General features: G+C 41.8%; 19 protein-coding genes and 4 tRNA genes. 4 read left to right on the top strand and 19 right to left on the bottom strand.

The features are described 5' to 3' along the window. Positions 1-32: 32 nt before the first annotated feature. From PASHI_RS21705 to PASHI_RS21655, 11 genes are all read right to left on the bottom strand, one after another. The gene (locus tag PASHI_RS21705) at positions 33-731 is read right to left on the bottom strand and encodes an electron transport complex subunit E (protein WP_054553694.1); all 699 of its coding nucleotides are present in this window, start codon (positions 729-731) and stop codon (positions 33-35) included. Beyond that, the gene (gene rsxG / locus PASHI_RS21700) at positions 731-1,366 is read right to left on the bottom strand and encodes an electron transport complex subunit RsxG (RefSeq protein WP_054563640.1); all 636 of its coding nucleotides are present in this window, start codon (positions 1,364-1,366) and stop codon (positions 731-733) included. The genes PASHI_RS21705 and rsxG overlap by 1 nt, the downstream gene beginning before the upstream one ends. Beyond that, positions 1,366-2,421, bottom strand: a complete 1,056-nt coding sequence (gene rsxD / locus PASHI_RS21695) for an electron transport complex subunit RsxD (protein WP_062567021.1) — start codon at positions 2,419-2,421, stop codon at positions 1,366-1,368. Before rsxD ends, rsxG begins: the two co-directional genes overlap by 1 nt. Beyond that, complete coding sequence (rsxC, locus tag PASHI_RS21690) at positions 2,418-5,105, bottom strand: electron transport complex subunit RsxC (protein WP_062567020.1); 2,688 nt, start codon at positions 5,103-5,105, stop codon at positions 2,418-2,420. The genes rsxD and rsxC overlap by 4 nt, the downstream gene beginning before the upstream one ends. 8 nt (positions 5,106-5,113) lie before the next feature. Then, positions 5,114-5,668 carry an electron transport complex subunit RsxB gene (rsxB, locus tag PASHI_RS21685; protein ID WP_054563643.1) on the bottom strand — a complete coding sequence of 185 codons (555 nt, stop codon included), beginning with the start codon at positions 5,666-5,668 and terminating at the stop codon, positions 5,114-5,116. 1 nt (position 5,669) lies between these two features. Then, entirely contained in the window at positions 5,670-6,251 is a 582-nt protein-coding gene (gene rsxA / locus PASHI_RS21680) for an electron transport complex subunit RsxA (protein WP_054553689.1), read from the bottom strand. Between the two features lie 438 nt (positions 6,252-6,689). After that, a complete protein-coding gene (locus PASHI_RS21675) occupies positions 6,690-8,633 on the bottom strand; it encodes an EAL domain-containing protein (protein ID WP_062567019.1) in 1,944 nt (647 codons plus the stop codon). Positions 8,634-8,814: 181 nt separating this feature from the next. Next, a tRNA-Asn gene (locus PASHI_RS21670) sits at positions 8,815-8,891 on the bottom strand. A gap of 29 nt (positions 8,892-8,920) precedes the next feature. Further along, positions 8,921-8,997: transfer RNA gene (locus PASHI_RS21665), tRNA-Asn, on the bottom strand. Positions 8,998-9,016: 19 nt separating this feature from the next. Continuing rightward, positions 9,017-9,093, bottom strand: a tRNA-Asn gene (locus PASHI_RS21660). Between the two features lie 21 nt (positions 9,094-9,114). Beyond that, positions 9,115-9,191 (bottom strand) — tRNA-Asn (locus PASHI_RS21655). A gap of 1,062 nt (positions 9,192-10,253) precedes the next feature. Here PASHI_RS21655 and PASHI_RS21650 point away from each other — a divergent pair. Genes PASHI_RS21650 through PASHI_RS21635 form a run of 4 tightly spaced genes read left to right on the top strand, consistent with a single transcriptional unit; the run spans position 10,254 to position 15,215 of the window. After that, positions 10,254-11,633 (top strand): MATE family efflux transporter, encoded by a 1,380-nt coding sequence (locus PASHI_RS21650; RefSeq protein ID WP_058583763.1) that lies wholly within the window; start codon positions 10,254-10,256, stop codon positions 11,631-11,633. Continuing rightward, a complete protein-coding gene (gene uvrB, locus PASHI_RS21645) occupies positions 11,630-13,624 on the top strand; it encodes an excinuclease ABC subunit UvrB (RefSeq protein ID WP_054563646.1) in 1,995 nt (664 codons plus the stop codon). Before PASHI_RS21650 ends, uvrB begins: the two co-directional genes overlap by 4 nt. Positions 13,625-13,629: 5 nt before the next feature. Then, complete coding sequence (locus tag PASHI_RS21640; protein ID WP_062567018.1) at positions 13,630-14,559, top strand: class I SAM-dependent methyltransferase; 930 nt, start codon at positions 13,630-13,632, stop codon at positions 14,557-14,559. Further along, positions 14,559-15,215 (top strand): tRNA (adenine(22)-N(1))-methyltransferase, encoded by a 657-nt coding sequence (locus tag PASHI_RS21635; protein WP_062567017.1) that lies wholly within the window; start codon positions 14,559-14,561, stop codon positions 15,213-15,215. Before PASHI_RS21640 ends, PASHI_RS21635 begins: the two co-directional genes overlap by 1 nt. Positions 15,216-15,230: 15 nt before the next feature. On the opposite strand, the gene PASHI_RS21630 is transcribed toward PASHI_RS21635, so the two are convergent. From PASHI_RS21630 to dinG, 8 genes are all read right to left on the bottom strand, one after another. Then, complete coding sequence (locus PASHI_RS21630; protein WP_054563649.1) at positions 15,231-15,473, bottom strand: hypothetical protein; 243 nt, start codon at positions 15,471-15,473, stop codon at positions 15,231-15,233. Positions 15,474-15,704: 231 nt separating this feature from the next. Then, positions 15,705-16,592, bottom strand: a complete 888-nt coding sequence (locus tag PASHI_RS21625; protein ID WP_062567016.1) for a DMT family transporter — start codon at positions 16,590-16,592, stop codon at positions 15,705-15,707. A gap of 72 nt (positions 16,593-16,664) precedes the next feature. After that, the gene (locus PASHI_RS21925; protein WP_082710998.1) at positions 16,665-16,823 is read right to left on the bottom strand and encodes a YbaM family protein; all 159 of its coding nucleotides are present in this window, start codon (positions 16,821-16,823) and stop codon (positions 16,665-16,667) included. Beyond that, positions 16,820-17,092: a late competence development ComFB family protein gene (locus PASHI_RS21620; protein WP_062567015.1), complete on the bottom strand. Its 273-nt coding sequence runs from the start codon at positions 17,090-17,092 to the stop codon at positions 16,820-16,822. The genes PASHI_RS21925 and PASHI_RS21620 overlap by 4 nt, the downstream gene beginning before the upstream one ends. A 46-nt stretch (positions 17,093-17,138) precedes the next feature. Further along, complete coding sequence (locus PASHI_RS21615) at positions 17,139-18,032, bottom strand: histone deacetylase family protein (RefSeq protein ID WP_208855504.1); 894 nt, start codon at positions 18,030-18,032, stop codon at positions 17,139-17,141. Further along, positions 18,029-18,637: a primosomal replication protein gene (locus PASHI_RS21610; protein ID WP_062567013.1), complete on the bottom strand. Its 609-nt coding sequence runs from the start codon at positions 18,635-18,637 to the stop codon at positions 18,029-18,031. Before PASHI_RS21610 ends, PASHI_RS21615 begins: the two co-directional genes overlap by 4 nt. After that, complete coding sequence (locus PASHI_RS21605) at positions 18,638-19,414, bottom strand: TSUP family transporter (protein WP_062567012.1); 777 nt, start codon at positions 19,412-19,414, stop codon at positions 18,638-18,640. It abuts the gene before it with no gap. Continuing rightward, positions 19,414-21,489: an ATP-dependent DNA helicase DinG gene (gene dinG, locus PASHI_RS21600; RefSeq protein ID WP_058583755.1), complete on the bottom strand. Its 2,076-nt coding sequence runs from the start codon at positions 21,487-21,489 to the stop codon at positions 19,414-19,416. The genes PASHI_RS21605 and dinG overlap by 1 nt, the downstream gene beginning before the upstream one ends. Positions 21,490-21,572: the final 83 nt, after the last annotated feature.

Here is a 21,572-nt window from a genome sequence, read left to right as displayed (position 1 = left end):
GTAAAGCACGCAGTGACGGTGCGTGCTCTCCTTTAAGTTAAACTTGTCACTCGGGCTCTAGGGCCTTTTTCTGCTTCTGGAGTAACAACTTGCTTAGATTTTATTTGTGTATCAATGACATTTTTTGCAGCAATCAATAAACCAAGCCCTAAAAAGGCACCCGGTGGTAAAATTGCCAATAAAAATTGGTTATCAAAACTAAATACTTCAATTCGAAGTGCAGCAGCCCATGGCCCTAATAATAAATCGGCGCCATCAAATAGCGTACCTTGACCAATAAGCTCTCGCATTGCCCCTAGCACCACTAAAACTAACATAAAGCCAAGTCCCATCATCAGGCCGTCAAAGGCTGAAAGTGGCACGGTATTTTTAGAAGCGAATGCTTCTGCGCGACCGATAATGGCACAGTTGGTAACAATCAGTGGAATAAAAATCCCCAGTGATTGATAAAGGCCAAATGTATAGGCATTCATCATTAGCTGCACGATGGTTACAAAGCCTGCGATGATCATCACAAAAACAGGAATACGAATATCTTTAGGTACCCAGTTACGCACAATCGATACGGTGACGTTAGAACCAACCAGAACCAATAAAGTTGCTAAACCTAGGCCTAATGCATTGGTAATCGTAGAGGTAACGGCAAGTAGCGGGCACAAGCCTAATAACTGCACAAGGGCAGGGTTATTGGCCCACATGCCATCTTTAAATAAAGTTTTAACTTGGCTCATTACTTGGCTCCTTGACAGATGTTTGGCGCAGCAAACAAGTTATCAAATTCAGCTTGGGCAAACAGCACAGCTTGTTTTACTGAGCCGACAACGGCACGCGGTGTAATGGTTGCGCCAGTAAACTGATCAAATTGGCCACCATCTTTTTTAACAGCCCAGCGGCTATCATCTTCACCCAGTACATTTTGGCCTTTGAAAAGGGTGATCCAGTCTGATTTTTTGACCTCAACTTTATCGCCAAGGCCCGGTGTTTCTTCGTGCTTAGTGACACGAACACCCGCTATTTCACCATTGGCAAAAACCGCAGTTAATAAGTTGATATCGCCACTGTAACCACTTGGTGTTACATGGCGCATCACTAAAGCGTAAGGCTTATTGTCTTTGTAAGCACGATAAATAACTTGCTCTGGGCGTGGACCTAAGCGCTCATCGGTGATCACGACACAATCTTTGTATAGTTGATTGTCATAATGATGGGCATCAAGTACTTGTTGAAGTTGCTCTGCAAGTTGTTGCTTTTCTTGCTCTTCAATACGCTCAGCAGTCAGGCTATGAGTCAGGGCCACAGTGCCTGTGGTAATGAGCGCAAATGCTGTAAGAATAGCGCCGTTTTTAGTCATTGAGGAAAGGATCATTATTTCACCCCATGGCCGTAAGTACGTGGTTTCGTGTAGTAATCAATTAAAGGTACCGCCATATTTAACAGCAATACACTAAATGCCACAGCATCAGGATAACCACCGAAAGTACGAATTAAGTAAACAAGTAGACCAATTAACGCACCATAAATTAAACGACCTCTATTTGTGGTTGATGCAGAAACAGGATCGGTAGCAATAAAGAATGCCCCTAACATGGTTGCACCACTGAATAAATGAAATACCACGCCTGGCTCTGTGCCAGGAGCTGCAATATAACCAATACCACTGCACACGGCCAATGAGGCTAAAAAGCTAACAGGGATATGCCAATTAATGATTTTAGCTTTTAATAAATAAAGCCCCCCGATTAAAAAGCCGAGGTTAACCCAGCCCCAACCAAGGCCAAACCAGTCATTAAAAAGAGGCTTACTCATGCTCTCAGCCACCGTTAGGTGATGGGCGACATCTGTTTTAACGGTATCAAGCGGCGTTGCCATGGTTGTGCCATCAATCGCTACACGTAATTGATCAACACTAAAACCAGCGCTGGTAAAGCCATTGAAAATAACAGACAGCTGCTGTGAGAAGCTGATTGGAGATGCAAGTAAATCACTAACAGGTAACCAGCTTGTCATTTGCACCGGAAACGATACAAGTAGTAATACATAAGCTGCCATAGCAGGGTTAAATAAATTAAAGCCAAGGCCACCATAAAGCTGCTTTACAATAACAATTGCAAACATACAGCCAATTACGATAATCCACCAAGGCGCTAAAGGGGGAATACTCAACGCCAGTAATACGCCTGTTAACCACGCACTACCATCACTGAGTGTTGGCCAAACTTTGCGTTTACGAAGCATCAATACAGCGGCTTCACAGGCGCTAACTGTAATTAGCGCGAGAACAAGCTGAATTAAAACAGCGCTACCAAAAAAGAAAACTTGCGCGATTAAGCCTGGAATACACGCAGCAATCACTGTCATCATTAATCGGCTTAATGATTTATGGCTATGATTATGCGGCGAACTCGCCATGGTTAGTTTCATGACTTATCGTTTCCTTCTTGTTGTAACTTTTTCGCTTTAGCTCTTGCAATGGCACGAGCGACCGCTGCTTTTTTCTTATCTTCGCTAGACTCAGGTTCATCAACCTGCGGTTTTGAATCATCCGTATCGCTTGAATCATCAAGTTGTTCTGATGATTCGTCACTCTGCGCTTGCTCTTTAGCGGCCTTTTTCGCTTTGGCGCGAGCTATGGCAGCTGCAACAGCGGCTTTTTTCTTATCTTCGCTAGATTCAGGAGCATCAGACTGCGGCTTGGCATCAGCCTCATCATTTGAATCATTTATTTGCTCTGAAGAATCGTCACTCTGTGCTTGCTCTTTAGCGGCTTTTTTCGCTTTGGCGCGAGCGATAGCGGCAGCAACGGCAGTTTTTTTCTTATCTTCGTTAGATTCAGGAGCGTCAGCTTGTGGCTGGGCATCTGCCTCAGCACTTGAATCATTAGTTTGCTGTGAAGAGTCGTCACTCTGCGCTTGCTCTTTAGCTGCTTTTTTGGCTTTAGCACGGGCGATAGCAGCTGCAACAGCAGCTTTTTTGTCATCAACTGGCGCGCTATCTTCTTCAGCTTCAGTTTGATTCTCAGCAGCTTGTGCTGCTTTTTTCGCTTTAGCACGAGCGATTGCAGCAGCAACAGCAGCTTTTTTGTCATCAACAGGCGCGCTATCTTCTTCAGCTTCAGTTTGATTCTCAGCAGCTTGCGCTACTTTTTTTGCTTTAGCACGAGCGATTGCAGCAGCAACAGCAGCTTTTTTGTCATCAACTGGTGCGCTATCTTCTTCAGCTTCAGTTTGATTTTCAACAGCTTGCGCTGCTTTTTTCGCTTTAGCACGAGCGATAGCAGCTGCAACAGCAGCTTTTTTGTCATCTTTTGGCGCAGCGTCAGTTTCAGCAGAAGCGTTTTCTTCTGTAGCTTGTGCGGCTTTTTTCGCTTTAGCGCGGGCAATAGCGGCAGCAACAGCAGACTTTTTATCGTCTTTATCGACGCCTTCTTCACCTTGCTCTAGTGCTTTTTGCTCTTTGTATTTACGTGCTTGTTCTTTACGTGCTGCACGCTCTTTAGCCACTTCAGAGTTATCAGGCTCAATCTCTGCACCTTGCTTTTTCGCTTTCGCACGGGCAATAGCTGCAGCGACAGCTGACTTACTGTCTTTATCATCAGATTTAGCTTTAACTCGGGCGAGTGCATCGGCCACTTTTTGTTTTTCGCCATCTGACTTAGCAGCCGGCTTACGTTTATGGCGATTTTGACGCTCTTCTTGTTCGCGCTCTAAGCGCTCTTTACGTGCTTCAAAACGCTCTTTTGCTCGCTCTGCTTTGATTTGCTCTGCTTGCTGCTCTTTGATTTCAGCTTTAGCAACACGATAGTACTGCACCAAGGGTATTTCGCTTGGGCAAACATAAGCACAGGCGCCACATTCAATACAATCGAATAAATTGTGCTCGTTGAGTTTGTCGTATTCTTTAGACTTAGCAAACCATTGTAATTGCTGAGGTAACAATGAAGCAGGGCAGGCGTCAGCACAGGCACTACAACGAATACAGGCTTTTTCATCACCCGGCTCAGCAAGCTCTTGGTGATCTGGCGCTAAAATACAGTTCGTCGCTTTAACCACACCAATACGCACGGTTGGTAGGGTAAAGCCCATCATTGGACCGCCCATAACCACACGTTGCTGTGGAACCGGAGAAAAGCCTTGGCAGTCTAATAAATGTTTAATTTCAGTGCCTAGTAAAGCCCACACATTACCTTGTTTATGGATGGTGTTACCGGTTACCGTTACTACACGCTCTATAAGAGGTTTACCTTCATGTACGGCTTGATTTACCGCAAACAAAGTACCGACATTTTGCACCAACATACCAATATCGGCAGGAATACTGCCACTAGGGACCTCTTTGCCCGTTAGCAATTTAATTAGCTGTTTTTCACCGCCAGAAGGGTAAACCGTTGGTACTGTTTGCACTATGATGCTGTCGTTATGTTGTGCTGCGAGTTTCATGGCAGCAATGGCATCTGGTTTATTATCTTCAATACCAATAATTGTCAGCTGTGGACTTAACAGCTGCTGCATTAATTCAATACCGGCAATTATGCCATCGGCATGTTCGCGCATTAGCATGTCATCAGCAGTGATATAAGGCTCACACTCAACAGCATTAACAATTAAAAACTCGATGGCTTTACGGGTATCAGCTTTTACATAGGTTGGGAAGCCAGCACCGCCCATACCTGCAATACCACTTTGATGAATAATATCTACAAGCTCATCATGGGAAAGTGCTTTGGCATCAGTTACAGGGTTAAGCTCGCACCAGTTATCTTCACCATCAGGTTCAATAATAACGCTAAGTTCAGGCAACGCCGACGGGTGAGCAGAGGGCATTGGGCAAATATCGCTGATCAACCCTGATGTTGGCGCGTGCACAGGCACTGACCAATTACCGCTTGGTTTAGTTAATGCTTGACCTTTTAGAACCTGCTGGCCTTTTTCAACAATAAGTTTACCGTTAGCACCAATATGTTGTTTTAGTGATACAACGAGCTTGTCTGGTAGTGGCAGTCTTGCAATGGCTTGTGTTGTTGATTGCAGCTTTTGACCTGGTGGGTGAACGCCTCCAGGTATAGACCACACTTTGCCTTGTTTAATTTGATCTATTAATTTTTCCATCTGTGCTCCTAATCTACCTGAGTCACAGGGATTGCGTTTAATTGCCATTTCCAGGTTTGTTTGGTTTCTTTGACAGGTAGCATATCAATACAGTCTACAGGGCACGGTTCAACACATAAGTCACAACCGGTACATTCATCAATTAATACAGTGTGCATTTGGCGAGTTGCGCCAACGATGGCATCAACAGGGCAGGCTTGAATACATTTGGTACAGCCAATACATTCATCTTCACGAATATAGGCAACGGTTTTAACTGGATCTGCTTGCTCACCGCCAGCCAGCGGTTTTGCTTCAACACCCATTAAATCAGCGAGTTTTTTTACCGTGGCTTCGCCGCCTGGTGGGCACTTATTGATTTCGTCACCATTGGCAATTGCTTCTGCATAGGGACGACAGCCAGGGTAGCCACATTGGCCACACTGTGTTTGCGGTAAAATGGTATCAATTTGGTCAACAATAGGGTTGCTCTCAACGCGAAAACGAACGGCGGCAAAACCTAAAATTAAACCAAAAATTAGCGCTAATGAACCTAACGCTATCAAAGCATAAAACAAGGTCATATTAAAACTTCACTAATCCTGTAAAACCCATAAAGGCCATCGACATAAGGCCTGCGGTGATCATCGCAATTGAAGCACCTTTAAAAGGAGCAGGGACATCAGCCGCAGCTAAACGCTCACGTAATGCGGCAAACAGTATTAACACCATAGAGAAGCCCACTGCGGCACCAAAGCCGTACACAGCCGATTGTAAGAATGAATGGTCTTCTTTGATATTAAGTAGAGCAACACCTAAAACAGCACAGTTAGTGGTGATAAGCGGTAAGAAAATCCCTAATAAGCGATAGAGTGTCGGGCTGGTTTTTCTCACCACCATTTCGGTAAATTGCACGACAACAGCGATAACCAAAATAAAACTCATGGTACGCAAAAATTCGATATCCAGCGGGATCAAAATATAATGATTCACCAGATAACTAGTCACGGAGGCAAGTGTAAGTACAAAGGTTGTGGCTAAAGACATACCAATTGCGGTATCTAACTTACCCGATACACCCATAAACGGGCATAAACCTAAGAATTGAACTAAAACGAAGTTGTTGACTAGCACAGTGCCAATCAATAACAAGACATACTCTGTCATGCGTGCCTCACGAGAATAAAAACGGCTCTATTATCCTTTTTTATGGGGGCCGACACAACACATGAGGGACGAATAGCTAAAATTAACAAAGCTGTTTACGATTAAAGTGTTAAAGCAAAGTTAATATACCCAAACCACCTCAAGATGCGAGTTTCAGTTGGAATTAAAAGCGATTTAGGCAAGGCATTGATTGCAAACAATAGTGGTTCTATTGTTAAAATCAATAACGCAGTATAAATCGCTTTTAAACCAACCCTTTGGGCGTTTCACAGGCACTTACTCTCATCGTTGTTACTTCTTAAAAGGGACTACCATTGTTGCAAAGTAACGCCTTGATATTAAGCACCTGTGAAACGCTGAATTCTGCATCTTGAGGTGGCTTGGGTATAGCTGGAATAGACCCAAAAATAGTAAGGTTTTTTGGGCCTTAAAGAGGGGTTAGATATCTTTCGGCTTTTCGATGTAATAGCCTTGCACACCATCTAAGCACAGCGTTTCGATGATATGTTTTTCTTCTTGGCTTTCTACGCCTTCAGCAAATACACTCACACCAATACGGTGAGCAAGATCTACCATTAAACGCATAAAGTATTGATTGTTTTTATCTTCTTCGAGGCCGCGAGTATAGCTTGCATCCATTTTGATAAAGTCAGGTTTTAAGTCTCTAAAGAATTTAAATGAGGTTAACCCCACACCAAAACGTTCTACAGTAATGCGTGCGCCCACGCGATGTACCATATCGATAAAGCGTTTACTTGCTTTAATGTTTTGTTGTAATCCAAACTCACTGACTTCAAAAATAAGTTTTGATGCAATGTTACTGTCTTTCAGTAAGCGGCGTTCTAACCAGATCACAAACTGATCATTGTGAGCGCTTGATGCAGTAACATTAATACCAAAGAATTTTTCAGAGAAATTACGCGTTTTAACTTTTTCTAAAGTGGTGTCGATAATTAAGCGGTCAATTTCCATTGCCATTTCTAGCTTCTCTGCCATAGCAAGAAAAGAGGCTGTTGGCAGCATTTGATTTTCTGCAGTTTTAAAACGAACTTGGATCTCGGCATAGGCTTTAACACTTTTACCTATTGGCATAATGTTCTGCATAACCAAGTGAACACGTTTCGACTCAATAACTTCGCTAATAACTTTACGCCAGTTTTGGTTACCAAAACCTGCGCTGGCGTTATTAACTAAGTCTGTTTCGCGCTGCACATGCCATGCATTCGCTTGTTTAGATTGCGCCATGCTCATTGCATTATCAACAATCGATAATAACTCACCAAGCGGCTTACCTTTTTCGTAGCCAACAATACCTGTGTTAGCAACTGAGCTTAATTCTTGGTTTTGCTGATACTGAGTAAAACGCGATTGTAAGTTATCGCCAAAACGTTCAGCTTCTTTAAGAGGGGTATTAGGTAATACCACTGCAAAGTCAGAGCTGTTTAAACGAAAAACCTGACTGCCTGTATAGGTGCCGCTAATATGTTTAATAATATCGGCCACACCTTTTACGTATTCATCACCTTTTTGGTAACCACGGGTTTGGTTGATGGTTTGCAATTCGCTACAACGAACCATGGCAAGCGAACCAAAGGTGCTCTTTTCTGCGTTCTCAATATTCTTTTCGTAGTACTCAACAAACATATTTCGATTGCCAAGGTTTGTAACTACATCTTTATACGCTTCTTTTTTAATATTTAGCGCATTATTTTGAATGTCATCATGCTTGGTCTGTAAGAAATGCGATAGGCGATTGAACGATGGAATTAAATCTTTGCTTAGCTTCTTTAAGCGGGTGGTATCCATCGCTTGCTCAAGGTCACCGTTAACCTGGTTTTGGTTGATATAAATATCAACGATATCTGAAATAGTCGTACTAATTTTACGATTTAGGCGGCGGAACATGCTCTTCATATAAATAATAGGAAGTAGGGCAATAAGGCCTGAAATTAAAACGACAATAAATAAAGACTGTTGTAATAGGCTAGCCAGGTTGTGTGCATTAATCGTAAACTCTACTTTAATGTCAGATGTTTGATTAACGGCGAACTGAGGGCGAATAGAATTAAAACTGTTATTAACTATTTCAGCAAACAAGGGTAGGGATTGGCTAGATTCTACCATGCTAATCACTTGACCTGATTGATCACGGATCACAAGTTTAGAAAAAGTACTGCCATCGGCAAATGCTTTTTGTATTTTCTCTGGTGCAAGTTGCTCAATGGTTTGTGTATTTATATATGCGTTTACTACACGCTGTGCTTTTTGCTGTGCATCACTGACTGCGCTATCAAAGCTAAGCGCAATAAAGTAACCACCTAATAATGCAAACAGCAACCAAGATATAAGTTGTATAAAAATAAGTTTTTTAAAGCCAGCCATGTTCTTATCTTTTAAAAGCCTAAAGGAAGGAATCAATTCCTTGATTGATTGCTTTAAGTATAGTCGTTGTATTCTAAAGCATAATATAGAATAAACTTAAATTAGGTTAGATTATAAGTGCTTTAAAGTCTAATACAATCGACGAATAGTAGTAGATAAAATTTTAATAGATTCGTGGAGTTGGCTCCCCCTCCCCGACTCGAACGGGGGACCTGCGGATTAACAGTCCGTCGCTCTAACCAACTGAGCTAAGGGGGAACTAAATAGAGTAGTGTGGTGCTATGATTTGGCTCCCCCTCCCCGACTCGAACGGGGGACCTGCGGATTAACAGTCCGTCGCTCTAACCAACTGAGCTAAGGGGGAACAATCATATTCATAAACTTGGCTCCCCCTCCCCGACTCGAACGGGGGACCTGCGGATTAACAGTCCGTCGCTCTAACCAACTGAGCTAAGGGGGAATCGTTTATGATTGAAAAACTTGGCTCCCCCTCCCCGACTCGAACGGGGGACCTGCGGATTAACAGTCCGTCGCTCTAACCAACTGAGCTAAGGGGGAAGCGTCATGCCTTTCAACGGGGCGAAATATTAATGACAGCATTGCAAAGTGTCAACATAAAAACTTCATAAATTCAAAAAAGAAGCTTATTCGATGTTTTTATGTTCGATCTGAGCAAAATGTAGCTGAAAAGCTCAACATTTTTTGCTTAGCAGCGGGGGATCTATGTCGAATGCATCACTTTTTTGCATGCTTTTTGAGCTGAGTCATTTTTTAAAAATATAAAAAAGGTTTCTTTGCTAAGTCATTCTTTACCAAATCGAGGAAATCACTATTTATGTAATGTTTTTTTCGGATGGCAAAAAATAGATCTAATTCTTTTCGTGGCAGTTCCCACTCCTGATATTTTTTCGTGTATTTCCTTAATGAGGTAAAGGTAGGGTACCCCGATTTTTGATAGAAAATTCTAAAATTAGTTGGCTTCAATTATACACAAGGTAATTTTAGTTCTTTTTATCAGATGTTTAGCTTGTAATCTTTCCTTGTATTTTAATTGTCATACTAAAGTTCACGTAGCTGTAGAACATTTTTTGCGCCTTCTTTTCACTAAACTTATAAAACGGTTAAAACAAGATGCTTTGCTATTTATAGTATTGTGCATTTCAGGCTAGCCTTAAAAGCCTTTATATTTGCGGCTTCTAGAGAGTTATCCACGGTTTCTGTGGATAACTCTGTTTATTAAACTTTAAGAACAGCTATAGTGCTAGGATTTTCGAGGGCTACAGCAATTTCAAGTATTTAATTCACTTTTTTTAATTCATTTTAAATCAATGTGTTAGTGATTTTATCTGAAGCCTTGCTGAATTGATGAGTAAATTTATTCGTGACGATGAAATGGCGCTATTTATTGTGTAAAAAAACAGCGAATACTGCCTTTTAATTGTAACAAAGCTATTAAACTTGTTTTTATATTGTTTTTTATGAGGGTTAGTGGTTATTTTTATGTCAAAGCGCCAAAAGTAATAGTTTTGTGTATGAATTTTGATTCTGTTAATAAAGCATAGCTTGCAAGAGAAGGATGCTTTAAACTTACAGGTTCAGAAAAAGAGGCAAAGTATTCCCATGAGCGTGAAACCGCAGAGCAAAACTAAACCTGATCTTTTAAACTCACCCATTCTGCCAACCTTGAAAAAAATGACCATCCCAATGATCTTTGGCATGATCACCCTAATGATGTTTAATTTGGTTGATACCTTCTTCATTAGTTTGTTAGGTACAGAGCCTCTCGCCGCTGTCAGTTTTACCTTTCCTGTTACTTTTACTGTTATTAGCCTTGCAATTGGTTTAGGGATAGGTACCTCTGCGGTGATAGCTAAAGCACTTGGTAGTGATAAGTTAGATGAAGCACGTTTTGATGCCAGCATGTCGTTGTTGGTATCGGTGGTGATGGTGTTTAGTTTATCTGTAGTAGGTTATTTATTAATAGATCCGATCTTTAAGTTACTTGGAGCAGGCGAATTAGTCTTACCGCTTATTCATGAGTATATGAGTGTGTGGTTCTTAGGCAGCGTATTTCTAATTACCCCTATGGTTGGCAACTCTGTACTTAGAGCCAGTGGCGATACTAAAACGCCAAGTATTGTTATGGGGGGAGCAGGGCTGATTAATGCTATTTTAGACCCTATACTTATTTTTGGCTTTGGACCCGTTCCGGCATTAGGTATTCAAGGCGCAGCTATTGCTAGTGTTATTGCATGGTCAGTTGCTGTCGTTATCATTTTATACATCCTTGCGGTAAAAAATGGTCTATTGAGTTTGCATGCTGGTGTACAAACGCCGCTTAGCTCGATTCGTAAAATTCTTAAAATTGGTTTACCTGCGGCTGGCGCAAATATGCTGACACCTATTGCCATGGCGGTCATGACAGCATTAGTGGCTAAACATGGTCCTGAAGCGGTTGCGGCGTTTGGTGTAGGCAGTCGAATTGAATCTATTGCAAGCCTTGTGGTGCTTGCTTTGTCGATGACCTTGCCGCCATTTGTGAGTCAAAACTTTGGGGCAGGTAAGTTTGAGCGTGTTAAAGAAGCCTACACAAAAACCTTGAAATTCGTGATGATTTGGCAGTTCGCTATTTATATTTTACTGCTGTTAACCTCTGGCTTTATCGCTGATGTATTTGGTAAAGAGCAAGCAGTAATGGATGTAATTAAGTTATTCATTTATATCTTGCCATTGAGTTATGGCTTGCAAGGGGTGATTATTTTATCTAACTCTTCATTTAATGCCCTGCATAAACCAATGAATGCACTGATTTTAAGTGTAGTACGTCTGTTTGTTTTTTATGTACCTTTTGCTTATATAGGCAGCGAAATTGCAGGCTTAACCGGTTTATTTATTGGTGCGGCGATTGGTAACTTATTCACTGCAATGGTTGCCTATAAATGGTTTATTAAAGAAGTTGATGGGTTAAGTGAGTCATATATGAAGGAGTGTCATTCATGAGCGACCATTTCCAACTAGTTTCGAAATTTCAGCCAAGTGGTGACCAACCAACGGCAATAGCGCAATTAAAAGATGGCCTAGAGGCTGGGCTTGCGCATCAAACATTATTAGGGGCTACGGGAACGGGTAAAACCTTCACCATGGCCAATATTATTAATGATTTGAATCGTCCAACTATCATCATGGCACACAACAAAACACTCGCTGCACAGCTTTATGGCGAAATGAAAGAGTTCTTCCCTCATAATGCGGTTGAGTATTTTGTATCTTATTACGATTATTACCAGCCAGAAGCCTACGTTGTTGCCAGCGATACCTTTATTGAAAAAGACGCCTCCATCAATGAGCATATTGAACAAATGCGTTTAAGTGCCACCAAAGCGCTGCTTGAGCGACGCGATACCATTATTGTGGCTTCGGTGTCTGCTATTTATGGTTTGGGCGACCCTGACTCATACATGAAGATGATGCTCTTGCTTAAAGTGGGTGAAACCGTCGATCAGCGCGATATGCTGCGTCGTCTTGCTGAACTGCAATATACTCGAAACGATATTGAATTTAGCCGCGGTACATACCGTGTACGTGGCGAAGTGGTCGATATATTTCCTGCTGAATCGGATACTTACGCAGTTCGTGTGGAAATGTTTGACGATGAAATTGAACGTTTAAGTATTTTTGACCCGCTTACAGGGGCTGTTGAAAAGCACATTGTGCGCGCGACTATTTATCCGAAAACCCACTATGTAACTCCCCGTGAAAAAATTCTTGATGCCATTGATAAAATTAAAGGTGAGCTTAAAGACCGCCGAGCTCAGCTACTTAGTGCCAACAAACTTGTGGAAGAGCAGCGTATTGCTCAGCGCACCCAGTACGATATTGAAATGATGACCGAGCTTGGTTATTGCTCAGGCATTGAAAACTACTCGCGTTACTTATCAGGTAGAACACCAGGCGATCCACCTCCGACATTATTAGATTACCTACCTGATGATGCATTGATGATTATTGATGAATCACACGTTACTGTGTCGCAAATTGGTGCTATGTATAAAGGCGATAGAAGCCGTAAGGAAAATCTTGTTGAGTATGGCTTTCGCTTGCCATCGGCATTAGATAACCGCCCATTACGCTTTGAAGAATTTGAAGCTATTGCGCCGCAAACTATTTATGTGTCGGCAACACCTGGTGACTTTGAGCTTGAGCGCTCATCAGGGGAGGTTGCTGAGCAGGTCATTCGTCCAACCGGGCTTATTGATCCAGAAATTGAAGTGCGCCCTGTGGGCACCCAGGTTGATGACTTACTTTCTGAGATCTATAAACGAGTTGAAGTGAACGAGCGGGTACTTGTTACTACTTTAACTAAGCGCATGGCAGAAGATTTAACCGACTATCTCAACGACCATGATGTAAAAGTTCGCTACTTGCACTCAGACATCGACACCGTTGAACGAGTCGAAATTATCCGTGATTTACGTGCCGGTGTGTTTGATGTGTTAGTGGGCATTAACTTATTGCGAGAAGGTCTCGATATGCCAGAGGTTTCACTTGTTGCGATACTTGATGCAGATAAAGAAGGCTTCTTACGTTCGACTCGCTCACTTATTCAAACCATTGGTCGTGCTGCACGTCACTTAAATGGTAAAGCGATTCTGTATGGCGACCGCATAACTAACTCGATGCGACAAGCCATTGATGAAACAGACCGTCGCCGTGAAAAACAACAAGCTTATAACCTTGAGCATGGTATAGAGCCGCAAGCACTGGTTAAAAGTATCACCGATATTATGGATGTGGGTGAAGAGGCAAGTCCGAAAGATAACCTTAAGTTGGTGCGTAAAGAGTCTAAACAAGTGCTCAGCGCGAAAGATATTGCTAGCCAAATCAAAACCCTTGAAGCGAAAATGCATGCTTATGCTAGCGATCTTGAGTTTGAAAAAGCGGCGTCTGTGCGTGATGAAATTCACGAATTACAACAACAGTTAATTAACTAAAGATGATGACAAACGATTTTTCTGCCATTTTAAATGCCTTAGCAGAGGCTCCACTTGCTGCTAATGAATTATGTCGTGTATTCCATGGCCGTGGTCACTCAGTCGCTGAGCTGAGCCACATAAACTTAGACTTTTATCCGCCAGCACTTTTTTTAGTTTCATATGAAGAAATAGATGAACAAGTGCTAGCGCAATTAACTGATACCCTGTGGCAATGGGCGCAACAGAATGCGCCAGAGCTTGTAAGTGCATTGGTTTACCAACAACGTAGCGGCATTAACACTCGTAATGCCCTAATGTTTGGTGAATTACCCCAAGAGCACCATGTCAGTGAAAATGGTATTAAGTTTAAAGTCGATTTATTGAGTCGCCAAAATACTGGGATTTTCCCTGATATGCGCCGTGGCCGAGAGTTTGTTCAAGCCAATAGTAAAAATGCAAAAGTGCTCAACCTATTTTCATACACGTGTGGCTTCTCTGTTGCAGCAATGCAAGGCGGTGCTGACCAAGTTATTAATATGGATATGAATAAAGGGGTGCTGCGAACTGGTAAACAAAACCATCAGTTAAATGGTTTTGCTCAAGGGGTTAGTTATTTTCCGCACGATATTTTAAAATCATTCGGTAAACTAAAAAAATCAGCGCCGTATGAATTAATCATTGTTGATCCACCGAGCTTTCAAAAGGGCAGCTTTATATTGACCAAGGATTATCAAAAAATCTTGCGTCGTTTACCTGAGCTGTTAAATGAAAACACCCAATTATTACTGTGTGCCAATAGCCCTGAGCTTTCAGAGCAGGCGTTTAAAGAACTCATTAGCGATCATACACAAGGAGCAATTAGTTTTGTTGAGCGATTAGCTCCTACCGATGGTTTTATTGAAGTAGACAGTGATCGCAGCTTAAAAGCGTTAGTTTATAAAACAGCAAACTAATGGCACTGAGTAAACGACTATCAGCCATCATTGATGTGGTAGATTCAGGTTATGACGAAATCTGGGATTGTTGCTGTGATCACGGTTTGTTAGGCATTGAGCTGCTACAGAAAGATAAAGCACCGCTTATACATTTTGTTGATATTGTGCCTGAGTTAATGCAGGCACTAGGTGATAAACTCGAACGTTTTGCTAAAAGAGAGCAACGCGGCCGTTGGCAGGTACATTGCCAAGATGTAGCAATGATTTCACCAGATCCTAAAAAACGCCATCTTGTTATTATTGCTGGAGTGGGTGGTGAGTTGTTAGTGCAGTTCTTAGCGAAGATTGTAAGCCAACAGCCAAATACGCACATCGACTTTATTGTTTGCCCTGTACATCACAGTTATCAAGTTCGTAGCTATTTACAAACACTGCCATTGGGGCTCGTCTCTGAGCAGTTAGTGTGTGAAAACAAACGATTTTATGAAGTTATAGCCATGAGTGCGTCATCCTCGCAACAGATCACTCGAGTAGGGCACTCAATGTGGCAGCTAACAAGTAAAGAGCACCAAACGTATTTAAAGCAGTTATGTGCTCATTACCAACGTATGTTAAATCAAGACGCCGATTATTATCAGCCTGTGCTTGAACAATACAGGGCATTATTGTCTTAATTAGAGTTAACTTAATTAAAGTTTATTAATCTCTTGTTTTACGCTGTAGCTAGAGTCAGTAACAATGGCTTCGAGAGTTTGTACTCGCTCTCTTAGCTCTTGCAGCTCTTTTGTTACTTCGGCTACATGTTCGTTGGCTTCTTTTGAATTTTTTAAAGTTCGTGATTTAAACTCAAGGTGTTTTTTATACATATCATAAATTACCCCAGAGCCAACTGATATCAGCACGATTAACACCACCATGGTAGTACCTGACATACACTTCTCCTTCCTTTTTAGTACCCAATACCAATTCACTATAATACTTAATCATTTTGAGGGATTAAACCTGTCGCTAACTGCGTTAAAAATTTCTCATTTAGAACAACTAAATAACGAAATTTTTGCCTTGTTATCAACGAGGTTTTATTGCCTCAAAATAGACTACTTAATTAAGCGAATTGGTATAATAGAGTATAGATTGTATTTAAAAATGCAATTTGCATTCTGTTACAAGGTGTTTCGTTTTAGAAACGGCTTGATGCGAATAAAGCCTGTAACGAGCATGGTACCTGCGATAACACAGAGTGCGCCAACCAAGGTATTGGGACCAATTTGCTCATCTAAAATTAAATTTCCCCACACTATGCCAAAAAGTGGAATCAAAAAAGTAACAGTCAACGCAGAGGTTGGGCCAATGTCATCAATCAAGCGAAAGAACAAGATATATGCCACTGCAGTACACAGCACTCCGAGTGCCACCACACCAAGCATAACCTCGTTACTTGGCATTTCTCTGGCAGGAATAACAAAAATAAGCGGCAGCACCATGATACTCGCCGCCCACATACTGCCATGGGCATTATCAAAAGCAGATAACTTAGGTGCATGTTTAGTGTAATGGGATGCGATGGCGTAGCTGAGTGAAGCACACAATGCCGCAACAATTGCTGTGATAGCTTGGCTGTCGATAGTGAGGCTATTTTGCCCCACTAAAATGGCTACGCCCGTTAAGCCTAATAGCAAGCCAAGCAACATACTTTTAGTGGGTTTTGTTTTACTCCAAATAATACCGACTATGGCACCCCAAATTGGCGTTGTTGAGTTTAATATGGATAAGGTAGATGCATTAATTGTTTGTGCTGCATAGGCAAACAATAAAAAAGGAATGGCGGAATTAAGCGCGCCAATAATGAAAAAATGCTTTTTGTGGGTCGCGAACGCAAGTTTCTTGCGTAAGTACAGCGCAAAAATAAACAGTGTTATTGCTGCAAAGCCGACTCTTAACTCAATTAATACTGCAGGGCCTAAGCTATTCGCTGCCATGCGCATAAATAAGAAGGAAGCGCCCCAAATAGCAGCAAGGATGAATAAGCGTAATAAACTTGGCAATGACATGGTTTTACATTCTTAAATTATAAAACCTGAGCATACCAAATTTATGCCCCAATACTCGCCATTTTCGGACTATTAATCAGTTGATTGTGGGAGTTTCTTTTCGAAATCAGACTTTACGATTTCTAAAGCTGCTAATACATCTTCGGCGGGAACGTCGTTTTGCTCTAAGAGCATAATGAGATCAACAGCAATTTTTATATAGTTAGGTGCGCTTTCTAACTCATTGCTCATTTTTGCAGTTCCTTTTTCTTAGCAACTTGGCTGATGGCCACATCGATAGCAGTTTGCACTTGTTGCTCCATTTTAATACGCTCTGTTTGTGGTAAGTAAAATTCCATATCGACATCGTAGCGGATGTAGCGGGCTGGCAGTTGATTTAATACGGTGCAGCATAAATCTGCCATAACATCATCACTATAGGTTGATTCTAAGTTGCGCTTAGTGATGTCTTCGACAACTAATTTTTCATAGTAGTTGTGAATGTCGTCATGCAATTTCATACAGAGTGAGCCTAATTAAAAAGTCTTTTTAAGTGTATACCAAGCTTTAAAATAAATCGACAGCAGCCCTAAAAAGCTGGCCATGTACATCAACCAAACGGCTTACATTTCGTTGATAGCCACCGCCCATAGCTGCAAACACTGGGATATCAGCTTCCTTTGCTTGGTTTAATACAAAATAGTCACGTTGATACACTCCCTCTAAACTCACTTGAAAGTGCCCTAACTCGTCATCTGTTGCGATGTCTGCGCCGGCGTTATACAAAATGATATCTGGCTGGTGGAGTCTAGTTGTTAGGGCTAAAGCTTGTTTGACTGTCTCCAGGTATTCTGCATCTGAAGTGCCATGCTCTAAAGCAAAATCGTAGTTTGATTGCTGCTTAATACGCGGGAAGTTTTGCTGACAATGAATTGAGCAGCTAATTATTTGAGGATGTAGTTCCGTAACTTCAGCTGTGCCGTCTCCTTGGTGAACGTCACAGTCAAAGATTAATACGGTGTCGGCTTGCTCAGTATCAATCAAGTGTGCAGCAGCTATCGCTAAGTCATTAAAAATACAAAAGCCACTACCATATCCCGTAAAAGCATGATGATAACCACCACTTAGGTTAAAAGCAGCACCCTGTTGTATGGCAAACTCAGCGCCTTGAATACTCGCCCCAACAGAGTAAAGTGTTCGTTCAACCAATTCAGTGGACCAAGGAAAGCCCATTTTTTTAATTGCTTTGCTATCAAGATTACCAGCTAAAAATGCGTCGACATAGTCGGGGTTATGGCACAGAGTAAGCTGCGCTTTAGTGGCTTGTTGTGGGGTAATGAAGTGCTGCTCATCAATAAAGTTGCTGACAAGCTTTTTTAACAAACGATATTTATCAATGGGAAAGCGGTGACGCTCAGGTAAAGCTAACGCTGAATAACTTGGATGGTAGTAAAACATTATCTCAGATGCTGTTTCTCGACCTGTTGAATTTTGTCTTCAGTGGCAGAAATTGCCTTACGACAACGGCCAAGTCTTGCGTGTAATGCGAGTATTTCTTTGTTAATTTCGGCTGCTTGCTGTGTATTTGCAGCTTCAAGTTTTAGTTTTCGCTCTTCGATCATCAATACTAACCGGCGTTCAAACTCATGGTTTTGTTTTAGTTCGTCATACAGTTCATGGGATGACTGCATGATTTTTTTAACTGCTTGCTTATAAACCTGTGGTTTAGCTTTTGGCTTAAAACTATACTTATTTTCTTTAGCCCAAACTGGGGTTGATTTGATCACATTAAATACCGCTTCTACCTGAAGGGTAATGCGCTCAAGCGCATATTGGTAGGCATGGCGATGCTCAGCAGGCGGCAGGCTGTTTAGTTCATCTTCGATTTCGCTTACGTAGTCAGCCAGCTTCATACTTTTTGTGCTAAACACGGCTTTATCAAACAAACTTGGTTGGGCTTGCATATAGCGGTTTTTAGCAAATAAATTACCCTTATCAAATTGTGTGGCTAATTGTTTGAGCCTTTCAATTTGTGAACGTAGTTTATCAAAAGCAGTCGATTGCATTTATAAATAAGCCTCATAGATCAACTTTAACGCTAACACTATAACCACAGTGTTAAACACTGGGCGGATCATTTTACCACCAAACTTAATTGCTGAATGTGCTCCTAACCATGCTCCAAGCATCAAGAAAAAGCCCATTGTAATACCAAGTAAAAAGTTCACATGGCCAAGCGCCACGAATGTGATTAAAGAAATAAAGTTTGAAACAAAGTTCATTGAGCGGGCAAGGCCACAGTTAAGCAATAAGCTCATTTTATATAATAGGCTATTTGATGCGGTCCAAAAGGTACCAGTTCCTGGGCCTGCTAAACCATCAAAAAAACCAAGTCCAAGACCTTGCAGCCATTGTTTAACTTTAGTTTTACCATCAAGCTCTGGTAGCTCGTTATGCTCAGTTGTACTTAAGCTGCCAAATAAGCTGTAACAAGCAACTAAAATAATCACCACTGGTAGTAATTTATTTAAAAATTCAATACTTAAGTAATCAACCACTAAAGTACCTATGAGTGCACCAATGGCTGTTGCTAAAATGGACGCAGCCCAAAACCGTGGGTTGAACAACTTTTTACGAAAATAAGTCACGCTGGCCGTCAATGAGCCAAAACTCGCTGCAAGTTTATTTGTGCCTAAGGTGAGGTGGGGCGGTAAGCCTGCAGTTAATAGCGCTGGCACAGTTAACATCCCGCCACCGCCTGCAATTGCATCAATAAAGCCCGCTGCCAGTGCGACTGCGCATAATAGTGCCCAGGTTGCTGGGTCTAAAGCTAATTCAAACATTAATAATCAATTTGTCTTTTAAAAGGTGGCAAGGTATCGAGCATGGCTTTGCCATATCGCTTGGTCACTAAACGGCGATCAAGGATAGTAATGCGACCCTGATCATTTTCTTTGCGCAGCAGTCTACCACAGCTTTGTACTAATTTCTTTGCCGCATCAGGTACGGTTATCGAAAGAAACGGATTGCCACCTTTACTTTGCACAAACTCAGCCTGAGCTTCTTCTATTGGTGAGGTGGGTACCGCAAATGGAATTTTTGTAATTACCAGGTTTTCTAGGTACTTACCCGGTAAATCAAGACCCTCAGATAAACTTTGAGTGCCAAATAAATAGCTAGCACGGCCTAAATCTATATTAGCTTTATGCTTTTTAAGCAGAGCTTCACGAGACATTTCACCTTGCACTAAGACCTCAATTCCTTTGCTACGCAGCGCTTTAACAACATGATCCATCTGCCAGTAAGAGGCAAACAACACTAAATTTGCTTTTTTATCATCAAGGAACTTAGGTAATTGCTCAGCCAAGTGGTCGCTAAACGCTTTATCGGTCGGCTCAATATGGCTGGCAGGGATATGTAGCGTCGCTTGTTTTGGGTAATCAAACGGAGAAGGGACTTTTATGTATTTTACGCCTTCTTCTTTGGCAAGACCGCATTCATAGGCAAAGTGATCAAATGAACCCAATGCAGTTAAGGTGGCTGAACAAAGTACGGCACCCGCGCATTGATTCCATAATTTATCTTTTAGGTAATAGCCAACTTCAATAGGGCAATCACTGAGTAAATGGTCGTGATGGTTCTTATATTCCAAGCGTTTTATCCATCGCGCATGGGGAATACCTTCGCCTTTTGTGGCGTAGCTAAACCACAGCTTGTTCAATAACTCTAGGCGATTAATGTACTGACCACTTTCAGCCAAGATTGGATCGGCCACATAAGGTTTTATATCGCCATCACTTACGTCTTGCACTAGGGTATCGTGCATCTTGTTGAGTGCTCTTAGGGCATCAAGGGTGGCATCGCTAATATCTTTTGCTTTGGTATGTAAAGATGCTGGGATTTCACCGTGCTCAAAACGATAGGTGTCATCACTGTTATAGTTAAAGTCTGCGTTATCAAGAATATCACGCACCACTTTTAAGTTCTTACCAGCATCATTGATACTGTCACTGAGCTTAAAGTTTTGCCCAATCGCTTTTTGACCTACGAGCACATTAGCCATTTTACCAGCAAATTTAACCAGCTTGTCGAGCCAGTCTATAGTGCCTTTAATGGTTGCTGCAGCAGAAGAAAAATCGCGGGTGATGTGCGCTAAATGGTGCGCTTCATCGATTACATAAATCGTGTCGTCAGGTTCAGGTAAAATTTTACCGCCACCCAAATCAAGATCAGCCAGTAATAAAGAATGGTTGATCACTAGCACATCCATTTGCATAAGACGCTGACGTGCCATATGAAAAGGGCAGAGCTGATGAGCGCGCATTTGTCGTTGGCATGAATGCTTATCACAGGCAATTAAATTCCACACTTTATCAGGAATAGTATCAGCCCAGCTATCGCGGTCACCTTGCCATTGCTTTTTTGAATAAGCATCATAAAGTTGCTTTAAGCATTTGGTTTCCATATCAGATAGCGGCGATGACAGGGTCGGCATAAACTCCATTTGCGTTTGACTGTCGCCATTAACGGCGGCACTGAGTTTTTGTGCACAGATATAACGCTGTCGACCTTTCACTAAATCAAACTTGATGTCCAGGCCAGAGTGCTCTTTAAAAAAAGGCAGCTCCTTACTAATTAACTGCTCTTGTAGGGCAACGGTTGCCGTCGAAATCACTAATTTCTTTTTCTTGGCCATCGCTAAAGGCAATGCCCCTAAACAATACGCCAACGACTTGCCGGTCCCTGTGCCTGCCTCAATAACACAAATTCGTTGGCTCTTGTGATACTCGCCAGCCAGAGTTTTTGCTATCTCGGCAACTAAATAGTTTTGACTGCTTCGAGGGCGATAATCGGTGAGGTTATCAGCAACATGCTTATGAATTTGCCGAATTGTTTTTTTTAAAGAGTCAGAAAGCATGCCCAGAAAACCTAAAGTATGTATATAATTACAGTAATGAATTTTAGAGATTTAACCGGGCAACTACAAGCGACTTGTTTGAT

It is taken from the genome of Pseudoalteromonas shioyasakiensis (genome assembly GCF_001550135.1).
GTDB classification, from domain to species: domain Bacteria; phylum Pseudomonadota; class Gammaproteobacteria; order Enterobacterales; family Alteromonadaceae; genus Pseudoalteromonas; species Pseudoalteromonas shioyasakiensis.
This window is presented reverse-complemented; position numbering and strand designations above follow the sequence as displayed.

What these genes read in the sequence shown, in the direction of transcription:
- PASHI_RS21705 (WP_054553694.1), bottom strand. Translation starts at nt 731, where the DNA reads ATGAGCCAAGTTAAAACTTTATTTAAAGATGGCATGTGGGCCAATAAC.
- rsxG (WP_054563640.1), bottom strand. Translation starts at nt 1,366, where the DNA reads ATGATCCTTTCCTCAATGACTAAAAACGGCGCTATTCTTACAGCATTT.
- rsxD (WP_062567021.1), bottom strand. Translation starts at nt 2,421, where the DNA reads ATGAAACTAACCATGGCGAGTTCGCCGCATAATCATAGCCATAAATCA.
- rsxC (WP_062567020.1), bottom strand. Translation starts at nt 5,105, where the DNA reads ATGGAAAAATTAATAGATCAAATTAAACAAGGCAAAGTGTGGTCTATA.
- rsxB (WP_054563643.1), bottom strand. Translation starts at nt 5,668, where the DNA reads ATGACCTTGTTTTATGCTTTGATAGCGTTAGGTTCATTAGCGCTAATT.
- rsxA (WP_054553689.1), bottom strand. Translation starts at nt 6,251, where the DNA reads ATGACAGAGTATGTCTTGTTATTGATTGGCACTGTGCTAGTCAACAAC.
- PASHI_RS21675 (WP_062567019.1), bottom strand. Translation starts at nt 8,633, where the DNA reads ATGGCTGGCTTTAAAAAACTTATTTTTATACAACTTATATCTTGGTTG.
- PASHI_RS21650 (WP_058583763.1), top strand. Translation starts at nt 10,254, where the DNA reads ATGAGCGTGAAACCGCAGAGCAAAACTAAACCTGATCTTTTAAACTCA.
- uvrB (WP_054563646.1), top strand. Translation starts at nt 11,630, where the DNA reads ATGAGCGACCATTTCCAACTAGTTTCGAAATTTCAGCCAAGTGGTGAC.
- PASHI_RS21640 (WP_062567018.1), top strand. Translation starts at nt 13,630, where the DNA reads ATGACAAACGATTTTTCTGCCATTTTAAATGCCTTAGCAGAGGCTCCA.
- PASHI_RS21635 (WP_062567017.1), top strand. Translation starts at nt 14,559, where the DNA reads ATGGCACTGAGTAAACGACTATCAGCCATCATTGATGTGGTAGATTCA.
- PASHI_RS21630 (WP_054563649.1), bottom strand. Translation starts at nt 15,473, where the DNA reads ATGTCAGGTACTACCATGGTGGTGTTAATCGTGCTGATATCAGTTGGC.
- PASHI_RS21625 (WP_062567016.1), bottom strand. Translation starts at nt 16,592, where the DNA reads ATGTCATTGCCAAGTTTATTACGCTTATTCATCCTTGCTGCTATTTGG.
- PASHI_RS21925 (WP_082710998.1), bottom strand. Translation starts at nt 16,823, where the DNA reads ATGAGCAATGAGTTAGAAAGCGCACCTAACTATATAAAAATTGCTGTT.
- PASHI_RS21620 (WP_062567015.1), bottom strand. Translation starts at nt 17,092, where the DNA reads ATGAAATTGCATGACGACATTCACAACTACTATGAAAAATTAGTTGTC.
- PASHI_RS21610 (WP_062567013.1), bottom strand. Translation starts at nt 18,637, where the DNA reads ATGCAATCGACTGCTTTTGATAAACTACGTTCACAAATTGAAAGGCTC.
- PASHI_RS21605 (WP_062567012.1), bottom strand. Translation starts at nt 19,414, where the DNA reads ATGTTTGAATTAGCTTTAGACCCAGCAACCTGGGCACTATTATGCGCA.
- dinG (WP_058583755.1), bottom strand. Translation starts at nt 21,489, where the DNA reads ATGCTTTCTGACTCTTTAAAAAAAACAATTCGGCAAATTCATAAGCAT.